This window comes from Streptococcus sp. FSL L8-0526 (assembly GCF_038007145.1).
GTDB lineage: Bacteria > Bacillota > Bacilli > Lactobacillales > Streptococcaceae > Streptococcus > Streptococcus thermophilus.
In genome coordinates this window covers 312,926-332,069 of sequence record NZ_JBBOWP010000002.1, presented here as the reverse complement: position 1 = coordinate 332,069, position 19,144 = coordinate 312,926, and the positions used below count along the sequence as shown (strand labels likewise).

The window sequence follows — 19,144 nt, the reverse complement described above, 5'->3', positions numbered from 1 at the left end:
AAATTTTCATCCTTATTATTTTATAAGTTTTCAAAAGAATTTGCAAAGGAAATTGAGAAAGCTCATAAGATATCTTTATGCTGACTAGCTTTGTCAATTACTAGGCTGTATGCTATAATTATCTCATGAAAATCTTATTGTTAATCCTTATCGCCTACTTGCTAGGTTCCATTCAGACTGGTCTCTGGATTGGAAAAGTTTTCTTTCATACTAATCTTCGAGAGCATGGATCTGGAAATACTGGAACAACCAATACCTTCCGTGTTCTTGGTAAGACTGCTGGCACAATCACTTTCTTAGTGGATATGCTTAAAGGAACTTTAGCAGTGCTCTTACCTATTTGGCTGGGTGTCACGGAAGTGTCACCCCTAATCATTGGTTTCTTTGCAATTATCGGGCATGTTTTTCCATTCTTTACGGGATTTAAGGGTGGAAAAGCCGTTGCGACAAGTGCTGGGGTGCTTCTTGGTTTTGCTCCCCTCTACTTTGTCTTCCTACTCCTGGTCTTTGCTTTAACGCTCTATTTAACCAGCATGATTTCATTTTCAAGTGTCACTACTGCAGTTGTTGGACTGATCACCTTGGCTACTTTTCCAGCCATTCACTTCTTGCTAGATAGCTATGACCCAATCTTTAGTGCTGTTCTTATCATCATGGCTTTAGTGATTATTTTCCGTCATACTGAAAATATAGCTCGTATCCGTAACCATCGAGAAAACCTGGTACCCTTTGGACTTAATTTAACTAAACAAAATCCAAATAAATAATTAATTACTATTGACCACTAGCCAAGCTAGTGGTTTTCTTGTTCTGCTAACCAACTGACGGCCTCAAAACAAATAATAAAGATCCAAAGTCTCTACCTCGGATCTTTTTAGGCTTAAGCTTTAAAGCTGACACCATTTTCTTTTAATTTTTTAACTGTCGCAGGTCCTACCCCCTTGAGCGCTAGGACTTCTTCTTCAGTCACAGTAGCAAAAGCCGCTACTGACGTCAAACCTTCATTGTAGAGGGTCTCTACAAGGTTCGAACGAAGACCGTCAACTTCTGGAAGTTCTGCAAAGGATTCAAGACTAAGATCTGTAGTTACCACTTCTTCCTTAGCAACTGTCTTAGATTCAGCAAGAGGTTGTGGTGCTACTGGTGGCACCGGTGGAACAGGGGCTTTAAGATTATTGAAAAGTCCTTGTTTTTTCAAACGGTGTTTAAAAGCTTTCTTTTTATTTTTTACTTTAGCCATGTCTAGTTTTCTCCTATTTTGACAAACGACTTTTTCTTATAAAGCACGGTTGTCATTTTTTTCATTCTCTATTAATAGTGACGTTCTCCGAACAGGCCATCTGGCATATCATGGAAACCTTTACCCGCACGATAATTGGTAAACTTACCAATTAGGAAATTGTAGGCATCTAATTTAGCCTCATAACGGAAACTTGCATCACGTGCACGCTCATCGCCATCTTCTTCCCAGATTTTCTTGCTAGCAGCCAAAGCCGTCTCGTTTACTTTAACTTGGGTAACAACCCATTCCTCAAAGTCTTTTAGAAATTCTTGTTCGTAGGTCATGTTTTCCTCTTCATTTTAAAAACCAGCTTAATGCTGGCTTCATTTTCTACTAATAGTGTGTAGAGCTAATAGCCTTACAATTTCTTATTATAACAAATAATTAGAAATTTGACTAGGTTCTAAATTCTTGATATAAGGCTTTAATGTCATTTGGACGTGTTCGACAGCAACCACCCAAAATTTTCACGCCAAAATGAGCATGCCAATATTTGCTATGTTCAACTAGGGTTAAAGCGTCTTTATCTTTGGATTTCCAAGTCTGACTGTCGCCATCATAAACTTCACCTGAATTGGGATAAGTAATGAGCGCCTTGCCAGTATTCTTAAGAAAACTTAGAGCCTGGTTATACAGAAGAGGTGAACTACAGTTGATGCCTACAGCCAAGATTTGATTTGACTGAGAAACAAGCTTGGCCATTTCAGCTAGAGAATTCCCATCACTGATAGCATCTGGAATCTGGACTGTAAAACTCATATAAGCTTCTGCTTCTGGAAACTCTTCAGCTAGAAGTTCAATCAAGGCTTGTGTTTCTAAACGATTTGGAATGGTTTCCAAAGCCAACAAATCTACACCTTGATCTAGGAGAATTTGAATCCTAGGGCGATGAAAATCTTTAAGCTCATTGATAGTAATTTCACCATAATCACCACTATACTCAGAACCATTAGCCAAATAAGCCGCGTACGGACCAACATCTCCAGAAATCAAAGGATATGGTCGTTTTGCTTTCTCAGTCTCATTTAATGCTCCCCATACCTTATCACGTGCAGCCTTTGCTAACCGGACCGTTAGGGCAATAATCTGCTCCGCTGCTTTCTCGGTAAGTCCTGCCTCTACCAATCCAGGTAAGGTCGCCTGATAAGATGACGTGGTAATTAAGTCAGCCCCAGCAGCTACATAAGTTTCGTGAAGTTCTTGAATAACTTCTGACTTCTCAAGAAGGTACTTAGCTGACCAGAGCTTACCTGAAATATCATACCCCAGCGCTTCCATCTCTGTTCCTAGAGCCCCATGAAGAATGAGGGGATAATTATTTTCCAAATAATCTTTAAATGTTGCCATAAAACTCCTCCTTACCATTTGTTAAAGTAAAGGTAGTGATAAAGGTAACAGAAAATCATGAAAGGAATACCAAAATAGAGTCCCGCACGTTGTGAACTATCCCAAGCAATCCCAAGCACAGAAATAGCCAACAGAACAATTGTGATATAAGGGAGGATTGGATTAAACGGTGTCTTATAGTCCAGTTCGTCTTCGGAATGTTCTAGCTTCCACTGTTTTCGGAAATTAATCTGTGCCATAGGAATAGAAAGCCAAACAACAACAACTGCAAAACCAGCAATTGATACTAGAGCTAGATAAACCGTATCCGCTGCATAGATACTTGAGAAGAGCGATAAAACTGCCCCAGCCATGGAAATCAAAAGGGCTGTCATTGGAACACCATGCTTATTGATTTTCACTAGTTTTTTATTGAGCATTCCCTCATTGGCCAAAGACCAAAGCATACGGCTTGAAGCATAGAGCCCCGAATTCCCAGCCGAAAGAATAGCTGTCAGGATAACAAAATTCATGATGTCTGCCGCAAATGGAATCCCCATCTTGTCAAAGACATCAACGAAAGGGGCTGAGGATACCCCTGCTTCTTTCATTGGAAGAAGCGAAGCCAATACCACAATAGTCAAGACGAAGAAGATAACCAAACGTCCAATGGTTGTTTTAATAGCACGTGGAACAGCCTCTTTGGGATTATCTGTTTCACCAGCTGCAATACCGATTAATTCTGTTCCTGAAAAGGCATAATTAACCGCCAACATAACTGACACAATGGCAAGACCTCCATTGGGAAAGAGACCATTGGCCGTCAAATGCTTAAACATAATAGCTTCATGGTGACCTTCAAAACTCACCAAACCAAACATAGCTCCTAGACCTAGTATGATGAAAACCAAGATGGCGATGACTTTGATTGACGAGAAGACGGATTCTGCTTCCGCATAAGATCTAACACTCAAAGCATTAATCCCCAAAATTACTAAGGCAAAGAAGGCTGCAAAAATCCAAGCCGGAACTGACGGAAACCAGCGTTGCATCAGCATAGCCGCACCTAGGAATTCTGTCCCCAAGGCAACCGTCCAACAAATCCAATAAAGCCAGGCTACAGTAAAACCTGTTCCAGGACTGATAAACTTAGTGGCATAGGTGTGAAAGGATCCCGTTACTGGCATAGCTACTGCTAACTCCCCCAACGAAAGCATAACCAAGTAAACAACAACAGCCCCCACAAGATAAGAGAGGATAGCACCAAGGGGACCTGCTTGTGCAATCGTATAGCCTGAGCTCAAGAAAAGACCAGTACCGATAACACCACCCAGTGATAGCATAAAGAGGTGGCGTGAGGTCATCTTCCGTTGGAACTGACCTTCATTTTCATAATTATGGTTTTCCATAGATTCCTCCAATAGATGTAATAAAACAAGCTTATCACAATAAAAGATCTTTGGATAATAGGTTGAAACTATCAAAGAGATAGAGAAAAACTATCACAAGAAAAAAACTCGGATTTCACCGAGCTTTTCTTACAATTCTGCCAAAATAGTATCCCATGCCTCGTCATAGCCATCACGTGTGACAGATGAAAAAACGATGAAATGGTCATTTTTGTCGAAATTGAGTTTTTTCTTAATGATTGATTCGTGCTTGTTCCATTTTCCACGAGGAATCTTATCAGCCTTAGTCGCTACAACAATAACTGGAATTTCATAATACTTTAGAAATTCATACATTTGAATATCGTCCTGAGTTGGCTCATGTCGGAGGTCAACCAAGCTAACAACGACACGAAGATTATCTCGAGTCACAAGGTACTCCTCAATCATTTTCCCCCATTTAGCACGTTCTTTTTTGGAAACACGGGCATAACCATAACCTGGAACATCCACAAAGCGTAACTTGTTGTCAATATTATAGAAATTGAGCAATTGTGTTTTTCCTGGTTTCCCAGAAGTACGTGCTAGATTTTTACGACCAAGAAGTGTATTGATAAAGCTTGACTTACCAACATTCGATCGTCCTGCTAGGGCAACTTCAGGTAGGTCATCTTGTGGGTAGTGACTCTTATTTGCCGCACTGAGTAAAATCTCAGCATTGTGCATATTTAGGACTTGTTCTTCAGTCATAGGTCCTCCTTATGCTGTTTCCAATACTGGAGCAGCTTTCCCATCAACAGCTTCTTTGGTGATACGAACCTTAGTGACATCTTCCAGACTAGGGATTTCAAACATAACATCCATCATGACTTCTTCAATGATAGAGCGAAGCCCACGCGCACCAGTCTTACGTTCAATTGCCTTACTTGCAATAGCCTCAAGGGCATCCTGGTCAAACTCAAGTTCAACCCCATCATAAGACAAGAGGGTTTGATACTGCTTCACCAAGGCATTCCTAGGCTCTGTCAAAATACGCACCAAGTCGTCAACCGTTAACTGTTCAAGGGCCGCAAGAACTGGCAAACGTCCGATAAATTCAGGGATAAGTCCAAATTTTTGGATATCTTCAGCCACAATTTCTTTCATGTATGATGATTCGTCATCAATTGCTTTATTATTTTGACCAAACCCAATGATTTTCTCACCAAGACGTTGCTTAACGATATCTTCGATACCATCAAAAGCACCACCCACGATAAAGAGAATATTCTTAGTATCAATTTGAATCATCTCTTGATTAGGGTGTTTACGACCACCTTGAGGTGGAACACTAGCCACTGTTCCCTCAATAATCTTCAAGAGAGCTTGTTGAACCCCTTCACCTGAAACATCACGAGTGATTGAAACATTCTCACCTTTTTTGGCAATCTTATCAATCTCGTCCACGTAGATAATCCCACGTTCCGCACGTTCAATATTAAAGTCTGCCGCTTGGATTAGTTTGAGGAGGATATTTTCCACATCCTCACCCACATAACCTGCCTCTGTCAATGATGTCGCATCCGCAATCGCGAAAGGAACATTCAAACTACGAGCCAAAGTCTGAGCTAAGTAAGTTTTCCCTGACCCTGTTGGTCCAATCAAGAGGATATTTGATTTTTGCAAGTCCACATCATTATCTTCACGACTTTCTGTGAAGTTGATACGTTTATAGTGGTTGTAAACAGCTACTGCCAAGGCACGTTTGACACGATCTTGCCCCACGACATAGTTGTTCAAAATATCTAAAAGTTCTTTTGGCTTTGGCGTTTCAGCCAAGTCAGCTAAAACTTCTTCAGCCGTTTCCTCACGAATGATTTCTTGTGACAAGGCCACACATTCGTTACAGATAAAGACGCCATTACCGGCGATAATTTTCTTCACTTCTTCTTGGTTTTTGCCACAAAATGAACAATAAACCATCTCTTCATTACGATTTCCAGCCATTTATTCCTCACTCTTTTCTAAAATAGGGTGCCATAGAAGGCATGAATAGTATTGACAAGGTTAGTAAAAGCATTTAAAAAGAGAAAAACTGCTAACCCATAACGTTTCTTACGAAAGGCAGGAATTGCGGAAAGCACACAAAGCACTCCCAATAATGCAGTAAATAATCCAAAAACACTACGTTGCATGAACCTAGTCCCTTTCTTTTTCATAGCGACTTATACTAAAGTCATAGGCATTTTTTTCATTCTTGGGCACGCGGTCACGCGATACCTCTTTAAATGCCGTCGTATCTAGTTGTGGAAAATATGTGTCTCCCTCTAAATCAGCCTCAATAGTTGTTTTGATGAGCACATCATAATGTCCATCAAAAGCCTTGTAGACACCAGCACCACCAGCAATATAGAGATCCTTATCTTGCTGTTCAAACCAAGCTAGAGCTTCCTCAACACTCGTAACGGTCGTTACTTCCTCACAGTCGAAGTCCTTGTCTCGTGTTAGAATTAAGGTTTCACGTCCTGGGAGGCAACGACGGTTCATGCCATCAAAGGTCACACGTCCCATAAGAATTGCTGAACCCATGGTCGTTTTCTTGAAATGCGCCAATTCAGCAGGCAAGTGCCACGGCATGCTGTGATTCTTCCCAATAACATGGTTACGAGCTTCCGCCCAAATAGCAATGATTTGTTTAGACACGGTATTTCCTTTTCTTTATAGGTTTACAATCCATTCTAACAAAAAAAGACAAAAAGAGCTTGGAAAAACTTTGCCAGCTCTTTATGGGCTTAAATCATAAGCATGTATTAAATTGCTAAGTCAAATTTGAGTTGAGGTTTAACAGGATCATAGTCCACCAATTCAAAATCTTCTGGTTTGATATCAAAAAAATTAGTTTCATCAGGAACATTGAGGACCAAGCGTGGTTGGCAATCAGACGGCTGACGCTTGAGGAGTTCCTCAGCTTGTTCAAACTGATTGTCATAGATATGGAGGTTGTTGATGAAATAAAAGAATTTACCAACTTTCCAACCAAAATGCTTGGCAATCATCATCTGAAGTGCTACATACTGCATAGCATTAATGTGATGGGCCACCAACATATCGTTTGAGCGCTGCGTCAAAGTGGCATCCAAATAAACGTCCTCACCCACACGACGAACATCAAACATGGTCTGGAAGGCGCAAGGCTGAAGTCCAGCTGTCTCCTCGAAGGCCTCGTAATCCCAAAGGGAAATGACATTACGGCGATTCCAAGGATTGGCTTCTAACTGTGCTAACAAACGATTAATAATATCGTGCTTCTTAACGACTGCCCCATAACGCTGACCGATTGAACGCTTGTCCCCATTATTAGCAGGGACGCCTTGAACTTCCCAGTCATTCCAATAATGAACATTATACTTATCTTCAAGCACATCTAGGCTATTTGTCTGGTCTTGATAGATCCAGAACACTTCTTTGATGGCAGATTTGATAGCAATGGGACGCAGAGTCGTAATTGGAAACTCTCCCTTGCTCAAATCATATTCTGCAAAAGACCCTGTGATGTATTTGGAATTGGCTGTTGTGCCATCCTTGTATTTAGGACGTGCTTGCTCTGACCAAACTCCCTCTTCCATGATTTTAGTGATATTTTCTTTAAAAATAGTGTCTGCTTTCGTCATGATTTTCCTCTTTTTTCCATTGAAAACAAAGTCTCACTTAATACTCGTAACATATAGATGGAAATAACTTTGCTTATCTAATTATAGCTGTAAATAATCTTGCTTTTCATTTTAATTTTACCTTATTCTGGTGCAAATGAGAACTAAAACCTATGAGATTACCAAAACTACGTCTTTTGAAATCCTCTAGTTCATATCAAAAAATAAAGTGTTGCTAACTATCAGAGTTTTTTTCAAGGCGAAAGCTCTCTTTTATGGTAAAATCACTATAGATTAGTATCCTCTGGATACTTTACAATGAAGAATAAAAGGAAACATCATATGTCTATTGGAATTGACAAGATTGGGTTTGCGACCAGTCAATATGTTCTAAACATGGCGGATCTTGCTCTTGCTCGAGGAGTGGATCCTGAAAAATTCAGCAAGGGGCTGATGCTTGATGCAACCAGCATTACACCAATTACAGAAGATATCGTGACACTTGCATCTGACGCAGCCGCTGACATTTTAACTGATGACGACAAGAAGGCCATTGATATGGTCATTGTAGCTACTGAGTCTTCCATTGACCAATCAAAGGCTGCTGCAGTTTATGTCCATAGTCTTCTCAACATTCAACCATTTGCCCGTTCTTTTGAAATGAAGGAAGCTTGCTATGCAGCAACTGCTGGTCTTAACTACGCTAAATTACACGTAGCAGCTCACCCGAATAGCAAGGTTCTGGTTATCGCTAGTGATATCGCCCGCTATGGTGTAGGATCCTCAGGTGAATCTACTCAGGGAGCTGGTGCCGTAGCCATGTTAGTCAGTCAAAATCCACGTATTTTAGAACTTGCGGATGACAATGTGGCACAAACCCGTGATGTCATGGACTTCTGGCGTCCAAACTATAGTTCAACACCATTTGTTCAAGGCATCTATTCAAACAAGCAGTACCTTGATAGTTTGAAGACAACTTGGGTAGCTTATCAAGAACGTCATCAAGTCGATTTTGCTGATTTTGCAGCTTTTTGCCTTCACCTTCCTTATCCTAAATTGGCTCTTAAGGGACTTAATAAGATTATTCCCAAAGATTTGAATCCAGAGAATAAAGAGCGTCTCACAAGTAACTTCGAAGCTTCTATTACCTATAGTCGACAAATCGGAAATATCTATACAGGATCACTTTATCTTGGACTTCTTTCTTTGCTTGAACAGTCACAAAATCTTAAAACAGGAGATAAGATAGGCTTCTTTTCTTATGGTTCTGGAGCCGTCTCTGAAATTTTCTCCGGTCGTTTAGTGGAAGGCTACAAAGACATGCTTCGTTCTGATCGTCTAGATATCTTTGCCCAACGCCATAACTTGAGCGTTGCTGACTATGAGCAACTTTTCTATGAAGAGGCTCAATTGGATGACACTGGCTCAACCCAATTCAATACTTATCAAACCGGACCTTTCCGTTTGACTGAAATCTCTGAACATCAACGTATCTATAAAGGAAATCAAAATGACTAAACTCTCTTGGACTGGTTTTTCCAAGAAGACATCGCAAGAACGCAAAGAGCATTTGAAAAATAATGCTCTTTTGTCTCAGGAAAATCAAGACCTTCTGGATAATGACCAACAGCTTACTCTTGAAACAGCTAATCAAATGGCTGAAAATGTCATTGGTCGCTTTACACTTCCCTTCGCCATTTGCCCAGATGTATTGGTAGATGGCGTTACCTATCAGGTTCCCATGGTTACCGAGGAACCTTCAGTTGTGGCTGCTGCTTCCTATGCTAGCAAACTCATCAAGCGTTCTGGTGGCTTTACAACCAAGATTCATGACCGGCAGATGATTGGGCAAGTAGCCCTCTTTGATGTCCCTGATAAAGCCATTGCGGCAAGTAAGATTCAAGCAGCTAGTCAGGAACTTATAGATATCGCCAAAGAAGCTCACCCTTCTATTGTTAAGCGTGGGGGTGGTCCTCGCAAGCTCTGGACTGAAACCAAGGAAGATTTCCTCATTGTCTACTTGGCAGTTGATACTCAAGAAGCCATGGGCGCCAATATGGTCAACACCATGATGGAAGCCCTGGTACCAGAATTAGAAAATCTCTCGGAAGGTCAAAGCCTCATGGCCATTCTCTCAAACCTAGCTACCGAAAGTCTTGTCACAGCTAGCTGTCGTCTTAGCACACGCTTTCTCAGTCGTAACAAGGCAGAGGCCCATGATTTTGCTAAAAAAATGGAACTGGCTAGCCAGTTGGCCCAGGTCGACCCTTACCGAGCAGCTACCCATAATAAGGGAATTTTCAATGGTATCGATGCCCTAGTTATCGCGACTGGCAATGATTGGCGAGCAGTTGAGGCTGGGTGCCACGCCTATGCTAGCAAAGACGGAAGCTATCGTGGCCTATCGACATGGACCTATAATCAAGAAACTAAGGAACTGGTGGGAGAATTAACCCTACCAATGCCAATCGCGACCCGAGGTGGTTCTATTGGACTTAATCCAAGTGTATCAATCGCCCACGACTTGCTCAACCATCCAGATGCTAGAACCCTAGCAGGTATCATCGTCTCTCTTGGTTTGGTACAAAATCTTGCTGCTCTTAAAGCACTTACCTCTACAGGTATCCAAGCAGGACATATGAAACTTCAGGCTAAATCTCTAGCCCTACTAGCTGGTGCTAGTCCCGAAGAGATACCTCACGTTTTGTCTGAGCTTCTCAAGGCCAAACATATGAATCAGGAAACTGCCCAAGCGATTTTGGAAAAACTCAGAAATCCTTAAAAAGAATACCGTAGCAGTTTAAAATATCACTTACCCTTTTAAGACTGAAAGAAAAGAAGATGTTGGAACCTCTTATTCCGTCATCTTTTTTCTCGTCTTTTAAGTTCTGACTTGACTTGAATCTCTATAATGTTATAATCTAGCCATAAAAACCAGATAAGGGGGTTTTTATGATTTGACAACACAAGAATACCCTCTCTGGGAGGAATTACCAGAGATAGAACTCTATTTAGATCAAGTTTTGCTCTATGTCAATTAGGTCACCCAAAGTACTTTGGGACCAAACGATAAGGGGCTAACCGCCTCTGTGGTCAATAATTATGTCAAACATGACCATGTCGCAAAACCTATCAATTAAAAATATAATGCAGCTCAATTAGCCAGACTCATTTTCATTACCAGTCTGAAGACCGTTTTTGAGATCTCTGAGATTGCTAAAACTTTGGAAATCCTACGGACAGACGACAAAAGTCAAAAGACCTACTACAATGACTTTGTGGCTTGCATGAATGGTCAAGTCCCCAAAGAGGCTCCGCATGTCATACTTTCAGCTTGCCAGACACTTCAATGCTACCGAGCTAGCCATCAACTTTTGAACGACCTTGAAGGAGGAAACAATGTCTAATAATGCTACTTTTAACACTTCTCCCAATCTTAAACTCAGTAAAAAACTTAGCGTTGGTGAGGAAGTAGCGAACAGCGTAACACATGCTGTTGGAGCTATGGCCATGTTGGTCTTACTGCCAATCACTGCCGTTCATGCCAACGACGGCTACGGCCTGACTGCTGCTGTCGGAATGTCCGTTTTTGTCATTAGCCTCTTCCTCATGTTTTTGAGCTCAGCCATCTATCATGCCATGGATTACAATTCACCTCACAAGATGGTCCTACGTATCATTGACCACAGCATGATTTACATTGCCATTGCTGGGAGCTATACGCCTGTTGCCCTATCGCTAGTAGGCGGTTGGCTAGGTTACAGCATCATTATCCTCCAATGGGGAACAACGATTCTTGGTATTCTCTACAAAATCTTTGCTAAAAAATTCAATGAAAAATTCTCCCTATTCCTCTATCTAATAATGGGCTGGTTAGTTATATTCATTATTCCAGCTATCGTCACTAAGACAGGCCCTGCCTTTTGGGGTCTCATGCTTGCAGGCGGATTATCATACACGGTTGGCGTAGCTTTCTATGCTAAGAAAAAACCATACTTCCACATGATTTGGCACCTCTTCATCATGTTGGCTTCAGCTCTCCAGTATATGGGGATCGTCTATTTCATGCTTCCTTAAAACTAATACTAGGCTTCAAATAGTTATGATATAATAAGCCCATACGGAGGTAAATCATATGAAAAAAAGAACTCAGGCAAGATACTAACAACAAAATCATCGCCGGTGTTTGTTCTGTATCGTCAATTATCTTGACATTGACCCTGTCATTATTCGCCTTATCTGGGCTGTGGCGATTTTCTTATTTGGAACAGGTTTTCTATTCTACATCATTTGTTGGATTATTATCCCAGAAGAAAGCAAGTGGTAAGTTATAATTAAATATAAAAAAATAAGCCAGACCTGAATTTCTTACAGATCTGGCTCTTTCTTTATTTTTTCAAACGGAAAATCAAATAGCTGACATTAACAAGTAGTAAAACACTCCAAAGAATGAGGAAAGGGATATTTCCTCGGACAGCATTGTGCCAAATACCTAGGCCATATAAGGCCATAAAAACTAGCGATCCTAGAACCGCTGTTCCTTCTTCATTGTTTTGTGGTTGATTAGACATATAAACCTCTTTTATTGCTTTGTATAAAACGGCTTGACACCATAAACCATGGCGAGAAAAGCTCTGGCTTGGCGTTTGACATCATTGGCCAAAGATCTATGGGACTGGGCATAGATACCATTTGGATTGTAAAAAGACTTGTCAAAATGCTCAGGCTCTTTTTGGCCCCACTTCCTCCTCAATTTGTTGGGTGATCGAAACCCCTTAGTCATCCGATTACGAAAGGCCGGATCGTTTGGTTGGACTGGCTCCACATCCAGTTGCCAATGGCGCTTGAAATTACCATAGTTGAAACTAGCACCATTTACCACACCACTCTCAGTTACCTTCTCCGCATCGAGCTCATTGAGAAAATTTCCCTGACTATCCAAAATAAACTCTATGCGATTATAAAGGAGAATCTTGAGATTAACACTAGGAGTTCCATCTGGATAAATCACCTTGCCATCACGGACAGCAATCTTTTGGTGCAGACGTCCCTGATCAAACATGGTGAAAGGTTTCCATCTGAGATAGACAGCTAAAGCTTCCTTGTCTGTCATCCCTGTTCTTTTATAATGTGTCCTCACATACTGGGCTTGTTGACTCGAAATCAGGTAACGTAGCTGATGGATTTGTCGCTCTACAAGGCCTTCCTGAGACAAGCTATCACCAGGAAAAGCCAAATCTACCAAACTGACAATATCCTTCCAGAAGACATCATGAGGCGCCAAGTCAAGGTCAAAATAGGATAATAACCGCTGAGTTTCCTCAAGCTCCCCAGATAGATCCTCTGGCATCTCTATATAAGCAAGCAATAACTTCAGTGCCTGTAATGGCTGATATTCCTTTTGCCATTCCTTCCATAAGCTAGAAAAGGCTTTTGAACCTATGAGCATCTCATCTCTCCTCAATCATTTAATCAGTTGTCTCTTGTATGAATTCCTCATAATAAGTGACTTCCATATTTTTCTGACGCTTCGCAAAACTAATCGCACAATGTCGCCACTGCTCCTGACTGAAACCTGTCCCTTTCCCATTAGACACCATGAGTAACACGGGCATTTGAGATTTAATACTAGTAGAGTTTACCTTTTTAGCATTTTCTTTCACACATAGGCTCTCATTTAACATAGCTTGCGACAAGAGTTGTCTGTAATCTATTTCTTGATAAAGATGTCGGTCACTATCACTTAGGTTCTCATTGGGAATATATAATTGTGTCGGCAGTAATCTTAACAGTCCTAATTGACTTTCTCAACGAGCTAAACGTAACATCTGAGGGTGCCTCTTCAACTGGAAATCGCTTTCTGGAAATGCCCAATCAAGACAAACCACAGCTTTCACTTAACTTGGGTAGTTTTTCTTGTCATAGAAGCGTCTCTAAGGAGGCCATCGAATGAGAAAGAATAATATATGGACCTGATACTTGTCGACTTGGCTAGGGATTGACGTGTCTCTGAAAGGATCACAGATACATCACTTGACGTAGACGTGTCCTCACTGTAACCATAGCCAGCTCTTTCAACAACAACTATTTTGTACTCCTTTGAAAACCCATCATAAACATCTTTAAAATCTAGAATTGGTGAAGCCGTCCCAGCACCAGAGAGAAAAACTAGGGTTTGTGACCCCTGACCCTTTACAAAGACGCTAATTTTGTATCCATTGACAGCTCCATTTTGCCCTACAGGGGGGTTAATAGAAGCCTTCTCTCTTTGCAAGGCTAACCTATGATAAGTAAATCTAGCCAGTAACAAGACTAGAACTACTCCCAGCAGAAATAAAAGTCTCTTTATAAAAACATTCATGGTTCATCCTACTAAAAAGTCAGCTAGCTTAGCTAACCGACTTTCTGATTTATTCGGCATCTGGGCGTGATTTGCGAGCGATATCAGCAAGGATATTTTCTACAAATTCTGACACAGTCTCAGTGTGTGTTTGTTTTTGACCATAACGACGAACGTTAACAGTTCCGTCTTCCATTTCCTTGTCACCAACAATCAATTGGTAAGGAATTTTTTGCGTTTGAGAAGCACGAATCTTAAACTGCATTTTTTCATTACGTTCATCAACTTCGGCACGAACACCACGATCACGAAGTTTCTTAGCCACTTCCCATGCGTAGTCCACGTGTTTTTCGTTAGATACTGGGATAAGGGTTACTTGGTGAGGGGCAAGCCATGTTGGGAAGGCCCCCTTGTAGTTCTCAATCAAGATCGCAGTAAAGCGTTCCATAGTTGAGATAACCCCACGGTGAATCATCACTGGACGGTGTTCTTCACCGTCAGCACCGATGTAGTGAAGGTCAAAACGTTCTGGAAGCAAGAAGTCCAACTGGATGGTAGAAAGAGTTTCTTCCTTACCAAGAGCAGTCTTAACTTGGATATCCAATTTTGGTCCATAGAAGGCTGCTTCACCTTCAGCTTCGTAGTATTCAACACCCATGTCATCAACAGCTGCTTTCAACATGCGTTGAGCATTTTCCCACATTTCATCATTGTCAAAGTACTTGTGCTTATCTGCAGGGTCACGATAAGACAAACGGAAACGGTAATCAGTCAAGTTGAAATCTTCATAAACATCAATGATCAATTGAAGGATTTTCTTGAATTCTTCTTCGATTTGTTCTGGAGCAACGAAAGTATGTCCATCGTTCAGTGACATTTCACGTACACGTTGAAGACCTGTAAGGGCACCTGATTTTTCGTAACGGTGCATCATACCGATCTCAGCGATACGGATTGGCAATTCACGATAAGAGTGAACATGGTGTTTGTAGACTTCGATATGGTGTGGACAGTTCATTGGACGAAGGACAAATTCTTCCCCATCTCCCATATCCATTGGAGGAAACATGTCTTCACGGTAGTGATCCCAGTGACCTGAAGTTTTATAAAGTTCAACTGACGCAATTGGTGGGGTGTAAACGTGTTGGTAGCCCGCAGCGACTTCCTTGTCTACAATATAGCGTTCCAACTCACGACGGATTGTGGCACCATTTGGCAACCAGAAGGGAAGCCCTTGACCGACTTCTTGAGAAATCATGAACAAATCAAGTTCTTTACCAAGTTTACGGTGGTCACGTTCTTTAGCTTCTTCAAGGCGTTTAAGGTAAGCCTTGAGATCTTTTTTATCGAACCAGGCTGTACCATAGATACGTTGCATCATCGCATTATCACTATTTCCACGCCAGTAAGCACCAGCAACATTCAAAAGATGGAAGATTTGGATACGACCAGTTGATGGCACGTGCGGACCACGACAAAGATCAACGTATTCGCCTTGACGATAAATAGTCAAACCACCATCATCTTCTGAGTGTTCTTCAATCAATTCCAATTTATATGGATCGTTCTTGAAGATTTCACGTGCCTCGTCTTTAGTCACTTCTTCACGGATTGATGGGAAGTTTTCTTTAACGATTTTCTTCATTTCTTCTTCGATACGAGGAAGGTCTTCGTTAGAGATTTGGCCAGCTTGATTGTCTGTATCGTAGTAGAATCCATCTTCGATAGCTGGACCTACACCCAAATGAATATCTGGGAAGAGACGGCGAGCTGCTTGAGCAAACAAGTGTGCCGCTGAGTGACGCAAGATTGGAAGGGCATCTTCGTGATCTGGTGTCACGATTTCGATGCTTCCATCTTCAGTGATTACACGAGTTGTGTCAATCAATTTACCGTTAAATTTACCAGCAAGAGCTTTTTTCGCCAAAGAATTACTGATAGATTGTGCAATTTCAAAGGTTGTCACGCCAGATTCGAATTCACGAACAGCGCCATCTGGGAAAGTAATGTTAATCATAATTTTCTCCTTTTATTATTTCATAGTTTCTAAGCATTGACTTTTGACTATCAGACTACTTCCTAGTCCTAATGTTCAACTGTTTTTCTTTATCAGAGAGGAAGTTTTCCATTTCCGTCAGAATATCTACATCCAAACGTTGAGAAAGTTCTACTAGCCACCGGATATTTTCTGAAAGTTTTTATTCCAGTGTGTGGGGTATTTCATCATAGTAGCGTCTCCTTGCTTTGTCATCACTAGTCGTAGGAAATTTCCAATATCATTAGATAAAGCCAAGAGGTCCTCTTCTACCGTCCACTTGGAATCATGATACTTAACTTCCAAATTGTGATAAGCTTGTCGGATTGCCCAACTACGGTCCACTAATTCTTGCAAGTCCATAGTTAGTCTCCTCACAAAAAAATTGCAACATCCAAAAAGGACGTCGCAACGTGGTTCCACCTTAGTTCGTGTACGACAAAAAATAAGTCTGTCTTACACCTCTGATTGGCTCTAACGTGGCCACCGTTTTATGTTTGCATAAAAAGTTAATCGAGTAGTCCCAACCATGTCCTCTGCGTGATTTCCAGCACCGCACGCTCTCTGAAAGATTTCCCATGACTGATATGTCTCTATGCGTTATTATAGCATGAAACAGTAATTTTTCAAGCTAATTTTCTCTTTTATTAATCAATCTAAAATTTTATCTGACTAGGAAAATGTGATAGCTTTCCTAATCCAAAAATTTTTTGATATTTCTGATTTTCTTGACCTGTTTGGCAGATCCTTTGATAATCCGAACAGAGCCATTGACAGGCAAGGTAATAGCCTTAGTTGGTAAATGAGTCACCATACGGGTCAATCGTTTCATAGTGCTATCTTCACCATTAAGATCATTATGGAAATCCTTAGAAATCGTAAGGTCCAAGTAATACTCATAGACACGTTTTCCAAAGTTTTCCGCAGAAATTTCATAGAGCTTCTCAGCCCACTTAGTTTCATCTTTTTCTGGCGTTACTATAGCCGCTTCCAAAATTGCCCCTGCTAAATCATTATCATGATAATACAGTATTCCAAACATCTTGTCAGTGATGATATTGTCCAAATAAGTATTTCCATGAGCAATGATAGGTGTACCGCTTGCCAAGGCCTCCAAATAAGTCAACCCTTGAGTCTCACTGGTTGATGCCGAGATAAAGAAATCAGCAGCCTTATAGTAAAGAGCTGTTTCGCCAGGTGCAATCATACCAGTGAAAACCACCTTATCCTCAATACCAAGTTTCTTAGCTTGGGACTTCAAGTGTGGTAGATAAGGTCCATCGCCAGCAACAACTAACCGAACTTTGTCCTTTTCCTCTAAAACCGAAGGTAGAGCCGCCATAACTGCTTGGATATTTTTCTCATAAGAGACACGAGACAAGCTCAATAACATGGTTTCATCTGAGGAAATACCAAGCTTGGCTCTCAAGTCCGACACATCTTCCTCAGTAATCTCTGGACGCTGGAATTTCTCAAGTTCAATACCTGTTGGAATGACCCTTTTCTCAGCAGCAACCTTATACTTGAGCAAAAGGTCATAAACAATCTCACTCGGGCAGATAACCCCATCCAAGTCACTCATAAAACCACGAACAATGTATTTAACCATACTCGGTCGAATAACCATACCTTTGGCAATATAGCGGACATAGTCTTCATACTGGGTGTGATAGGTGTGTACAACAGGTATCTTAAGTTCACGCGCAATGGCAATCCCTAGAAGCCCCAAGGAGAACTCTGTCTGCGTATGAATAATATCTAGCTTGTACTGTTTTGCAATCTCTAAAGCCTTAGAAAAGCCACGATAAGCCACTCGACGATCCTTAAAAGCAAAGAAGGGCACACTAGGAATACGAATAATCTGCCAGTCTTCATAGCGATCAACATCTCTATCAGTCGTAGTAAAAATAAAGACATTATGCCCCATTTTTTCCAACTGCGTCTTCAGTGTGCGAATACTAGTCGCAACACCGGATACCTGTGGAAAATAGGTATCCGTAAACAATCCGATACGCATTTAAATCTCCAATACTTCTTTGTAGGCTTTAGCAAGTTTTTGGGCGACATCATCAATCGAGCGACTTTCCGCAACCTTGTATCCTGCTTCACGCTTGTCCACTTTACCATCGATAATATCTTGTAAGGCCACTACAAATTCATCCACATTGTGACCAAATGAAGCAGATTTCTCATCAATCCAACCCTCATAAACAGGGATATCACGTAAGACTACATGTTGGTGACTAGCAAGGGCTTCAAGTACTACAATTCCTTCTGTCTCTTCATAAGATGGGAAAAAGAAGGCGTTGGCACCACTCATAGCTCCCTGGAAGACATCTCCCGTGAAATAACCTGGGAAGCTGACATTATCAGGATGCTTACCATTGACAATGTCTCGAATCTTTTTAGGAATTAGCCATTTACTAATACTGCCTAGCCAAATGAAACGAACATGTGGCATCTTCTCAGCAACCTTGACAAAATCTTCAATTCCCTTACGTTGGAAGTAAAGACCCGCACAAATAACCACTGGTTGTTCTTCCTCGATACCAAAGTAATCTCGGAAAACTTCTTCCTTGCGTGGGTCCTTGCCGTATTTTTTCAGATCAATCCCATTTGAAACAGCAATGATTGGTGTGGTCACCCCATAAGATTGAATCAATTTTTTAGAATACTCAGATGGCGTAATCACGTAATCAGCCTTTTGATACATATGGGTCAAATATTTCCCAAAAAGTGACGCCATGAAGTTAGAACCAATGAATGAATTTTCAAAGTCTTCACGTGTCGAATGACCATGCATGATGACCTTCTTACCACGACGTTTTGCTGCATGCAACAACATCAAACTGTGTGGTCCATAAGTATTGATATGAACAACATCATAATCACCCAAGATGTCTGTTGTATAGGGAATCCCCGCCAAGTCCAAGGCACGCATCTGATGGTGAAGAGCCCGTCCGATTCCTGATTTTTCAAGAATCGATTTTCCTTCAAGATAAAGTAGAACTTTCATACTCATAATTATAGCTTAATTTGCACCAAATTTCATCTTTCAGTTAACTTTATCTTGATTTCTCATTTAATGAGATAGGGTAGAAAAGCACAAAAAAGATCGAGTACTCTCGATATTTTAGGTTATCG

General features: G+C 41.1%; 21 protein-coding genes and 2 pseudogenes. 6 read left to right on the top strand and 17 right to left on the bottom strand.

What is annotated here, in order from left to right; translation table 11 throughout:
• Positions 1-125 precede the first annotated feature (125 nt).
• Positions 126-767, top strand: coding sequence for a glycerol-3-phosphate 1-O-acyltransferase PlsY (gene plsY / locus NSQ85_RS08935; RefSeq protein ID WP_179974346.1), 642 nt, complete (start codon positions 126-128; stop codon positions 765-767).
• A 113-nt stretch (positions 768-880) separates the two neighbouring features.
• On the opposite strand, the gene NSQ85_RS08930 is transcribed toward plsY, so the two are convergent.
• The 9 genes from NSQ85_RS08930 to NSQ85_RS08890 all read right to left on the bottom strand — a co-directional run bounded on the left by NSQ85_RS08930 (position 881) and on the right by NSQ85_RS08890 (position 7,646).
• On the bottom strand, positions 881-1,240 hold the full coding sequence (locus NSQ85_RS08930) for a helix-hairpin-helix domain-containing protein (protein ID WP_002950165.1): 360 nt from the start codon (positions 1,238-1,240) through the stop codon (positions 881-883).
• A 71-nt stretch (positions 1,241-1,311) separates the two neighbouring features.
• Complete coding sequence (locus NSQ85_RS08925) at positions 1,312-1,566, bottom strand: DUF1912 family protein (RefSeq protein WP_002950164.1); 255 nt, start codon at positions 1,564-1,566, stop codon at positions 1,312-1,314.
• 112 nt (positions 1,567-1,678) lie between these two features.
• Positions 1,679-2,629 (bottom strand): homocysteine S-methyltransferase, encoded by a 951-nt coding sequence (gene mmuM / locus NSQ85_RS08920; protein WP_084825850.1) that lies wholly within the window; start codon positions 2,627-2,629, stop codon positions 1,679-1,681.
• Positions 2,630-2,640: 11 nt separating this feature from the next.
• Positions 2,641-4,017 carry an amino acid permease gene (locus NSQ85_RS08915; protein ID WP_340781706.1) on the bottom strand — a complete coding sequence of 459 codons (1,377 nt, stop codon included), beginning with the start codon at positions 4,015-4,017 and terminating at the stop codon, positions 2,641-2,643.
• Between the two features lie 129 nt (positions 4,018-4,146).
• Positions 4,147-4,746 carry a ribosome biogenesis GTP-binding protein YihA/YsxC gene (gene yihA / locus NSQ85_RS08910; protein ID WP_179974344.1) on the bottom strand — a complete coding sequence of 200 codons (600 nt, stop codon included), beginning with the start codon at positions 4,744-4,746 and terminating at the stop codon, positions 4,147-4,149.
• Positions 4,747-4,755: 9 nt separating this feature from the next.
• The gene (clpX, locus tag NSQ85_RS08905) at positions 4,756-5,982 is read right to left on the bottom strand and encodes an ATP-dependent Clp protease ATP-binding subunit ClpX (protein ID WP_084825847.1); all 1,227 of its coding nucleotides are present in this window, start codon (positions 5,980-5,982) and stop codon (positions 4,756-4,758) included.
• Positions 5,983-5,999: 17 nt separating this feature from the next.
• Positions 6,000-6,170, bottom strand: a complete 171-nt coding sequence (locus NSQ85_RS08900) for a hypothetical protein (protein ID WP_002886174.1) — start codon at positions 6,168-6,170, stop codon at positions 6,000-6,002.
• A 4-nt stretch (positions 6,171-6,174) separates the two neighbouring features.
• The gene (locus NSQ85_RS08895; protein WP_084825846.1) at positions 6,175-6,678 is read right to left on the bottom strand and encodes a dihydrofolate reductase; all 504 of its coding nucleotides are present in this window, start codon (positions 6,676-6,678) and stop codon (positions 6,175-6,177) included.
• Between the two features lie 107 nt (positions 6,679-6,785).
• Entirely contained in the window at positions 6,786-7,646 is an 861-nt protein-coding gene (locus tag NSQ85_RS08890) for a thymidylate synthase (RefSeq protein ID WP_179974343.1), read from the bottom strand.
• Between the two features lie 321 nt (positions 7,647-7,967).
• On the opposite strand from NSQ85_RS08890, the gene NSQ85_RS08885 reads away from it, so the two are divergent.
• From NSQ85_RS08885 to NSQ85_RS08865, 5 genes and pseudogenes are all read left to right on the top strand, one after another.
• Positions 7,968-9,143, top strand: a complete 1,176-nt coding sequence (locus tag NSQ85_RS08885) for a hydroxymethylglutaryl-CoA synthase (RefSeq protein ID WP_011680902.1) — start codon at positions 7,968-7,970, stop codon at positions 9,141-9,143.
• Positions 9,136-10,407 carry a hydroxymethylglutaryl-CoA reductase, degradative gene (locus NSQ85_RS08880; protein ID WP_179974342.1) on the top strand — a complete coding sequence of 424 codons (1,272 nt, stop codon included), beginning with the start codon at positions 9,136-9,138 and terminating at the stop codon, positions 10,405-10,407. Before NSQ85_RS08885 ends, NSQ85_RS08880 begins: the two co-directional genes overlap by 8 nt.
• Positions 10,408-10,582: 175 nt before the next feature.
• A pseudogene (locus NSQ85_RS08875) lies at positions 10,583-11,032 on the top strand (DUF1836 domain-containing protein).
• On the top strand, positions 11,025-11,702 hold the full coding sequence (gene trhA, locus NSQ85_RS08870) for a PAQR family membrane homeostasis protein TrhA (protein ID WP_179974341.1): 678 nt from the start codon (positions 11,025-11,027) through the stop codon (positions 11,700-11,702). The pseudogene NSQ85_RS08875 and the gene trhA overlap by 8 nt, the downstream one beginning before the upstream one ends.
• Before the next feature lie 169 nt (positions 11,703-11,871).
• Positions 11,872-11,952: a PspC domain-containing protein gene (locus NSQ85_RS08865; protein WP_232086292.1), complete on the top strand. Its 81-nt coding sequence runs from the start codon at positions 11,872-11,874 to the stop codon at positions 11,950-11,952.
• A 61-nt stretch (positions 11,953-12,013) separates the two neighbouring features.
• Here NSQ85_RS08865 and NSQ85_RS08860 read toward each other — a convergent pair whose 3' ends face one another.
• The 8 genes and pseudogenes from NSQ85_RS08860 to NSQ85_RS08830 all read right to left on the bottom strand — a co-directional run bounded on the left by NSQ85_RS08860 (position 12,014) and on the right by NSQ85_RS08830 (position 19,016).
• Positions 12,014-12,196 (bottom strand): hypothetical protein, encoded by a 183-nt coding sequence (locus NSQ85_RS08860; RefSeq protein ID WP_179972764.1) that lies wholly within the window; start codon positions 12,194-12,196, stop codon positions 12,014-12,016.
• An 11-nt stretch (positions 12,197-12,207) separates the two neighbouring features.
• On the bottom strand, positions 12,208-13,074 hold the full coding sequence (locus tag NSQ85_RS08855; protein WP_179974340.1) for a DUF3114 domain-containing protein: 867 nt from the start codon (positions 13,072-13,074) through the stop codon (positions 12,208-12,210).
• 19 nt (positions 13,075-13,093) lie between these two features.
• Positions 13,094-13,288, bottom strand: a complete 195-nt coding sequence (locus tag NSQ85_RS10770; RefSeq protein ID WP_232087361.1) for a hypothetical protein — start codon at positions 13,286-13,288, stop codon at positions 13,094-13,096.
• Positions 13,289-13,518: 230 nt separating this feature from the next.
• Complete coding sequence (locus NSQ85_RS10765) at positions 13,519-13,935, bottom strand: alpha/beta fold hydrolase (RefSeq protein ID WP_232087360.1); 417 nt, start codon at positions 13,933-13,935, stop codon at positions 13,519-13,521.
• Positions 13,936-14,035: 100 nt separating this feature from the next.
• Complete coding sequence (gene thrS, locus NSQ85_RS08845; RefSeq protein WP_179974339.1) at positions 14,036-15,982, bottom strand: threonine--tRNA ligase; 1,947 nt, start codon at positions 15,980-15,982, stop codon at positions 14,036-14,038.
• Between the two features lie 55 nt (positions 15,983-16,037).
• Positions 16,038-16,363 (bottom strand): annotated as a pseudogene (locus NSQ85_RS08840) (MazG-like protein).
• Positions 16,364-16,694: 331 nt separating this feature from the next.
• Positions 16,695-18,017, bottom strand: a complete 1,323-nt coding sequence (locus tag NSQ85_RS08835) for a glycosyltransferase family 4 protein (protein ID WP_179974338.1) — start codon at positions 18,015-18,017, stop codon at positions 16,695-16,697.
• Positions 18,018-19,016 (bottom strand): glycosyltransferase family 4 protein, encoded by a 999-nt coding sequence (locus NSQ85_RS08830; RefSeq protein WP_198506948.1) that lies wholly within the window; start codon positions 19,014-19,016, stop codon positions 18,018-18,020.
• Positions 19,017-19,144 lie beyond the last annotated feature (128 nt).

Coding starts and splice junctions, on each gene's coding strand:
- plsY (WP_179974346.1), top strand. CDS start 126: ATGAAAATCTTATTGTTAATCCTTATCGCCTACTTGCTAGGTTCCATT.
- NSQ85_RS08930 (WP_002950165.1), bottom strand. CDS start 1,240: ATGGCTAAAGTAAAAAATAAAAAGAAAGCTTTTAAACACCGTTTGAAA.
- NSQ85_RS08925 (WP_002950164.1), bottom strand. CDS start 1,566: ATGACCTACGAACAAGAATTTCTAAAAGACTTTGAGGAATGGGTTGTT.
- mmuM (WP_084825850.1), bottom strand. CDS start 2,629: ATGGCAACATTTAAAGATTATTTGGAAAATAATTATCCCCTCATTCTT.
- NSQ85_RS08915 (WP_340781706.1), bottom strand. CDS start 4,017: ATGGAAAACCATAATTATGAAAATGAAGGTCAGTTCCAACGGAAGATG.
- yihA (WP_179974344.1), bottom strand. CDS start 4,746: ATGACTGAAGAACAAGTCCTAAATATGCACAATGCTGAGATTTTACTC.
- clpX (WP_084825847.1), bottom strand. CDS start 5,982: ATGGCTGGAAATCGTAATGAAGAGATGGTTTATTGTTCATTTTGTGGC.
- NSQ85_RS08900 (WP_002886174.1), bottom strand. CDS start 6,170: ATGCAACGTAGTGTTTTTGGATTATTTACTGCATTATTGGGAGTGCTT.
- NSQ85_RS08890 (WP_179974343.1), bottom strand. CDS start 7,646: ATGACGAAAGCAGACACTATTTTTAAAGAAAATATCACTAAAATCATG.
- NSQ85_RS08885 (WP_011680902.1), top strand. CDS start 7,968: ATGTCTATTGGAATTGACAAGATTGGGTTTGCGACCAGTCAATATGTT.
- NSQ85_RS08880 (WP_179974342.1), top strand. CDS start 9,136: ATGACTAAACTCTCTTGGACTGGTTTTTCCAAGAAGACATCGCAAGAA.
- trhA (WP_179974341.1), top strand. CDS start 11,025: ATGTCTAATAATGCTACTTTTAACACTTCTCCCAATCTTAAACTCAGT.
- NSQ85_RS08860 (WP_179972764.1), bottom strand. CDS start 12,196: ATGTCTAATCAACCACAAAACAATGAAGAAGGAACAGCGGTTCTAGGA.
- NSQ85_RS08855 (WP_179974340.1), bottom strand. CDS start 13,074: ATGCTCATAGGTTCAAAAGCCTTTTCTAGCTTATGGAAGGAATGGCAA.
- thrS (WP_179974339.1), bottom strand. CDS start 15,982: ATGATTAACATTACTTTCCCAGATGGCGCTGTTCGTGAATTCGAATCT.
- NSQ85_RS08835 (WP_179974338.1), bottom strand. CDS start 18,017: ATGCGTATCGGATTGTTTACGGATACCTATTTTCCACAGGTATCCGGT.
- NSQ85_RS08830 (WP_198506948.1), bottom strand. CDS start 19,016: ATGAAAGTTCTACTTTATCTTGAAGGAAAATCGATTCTTGAAAAATCA.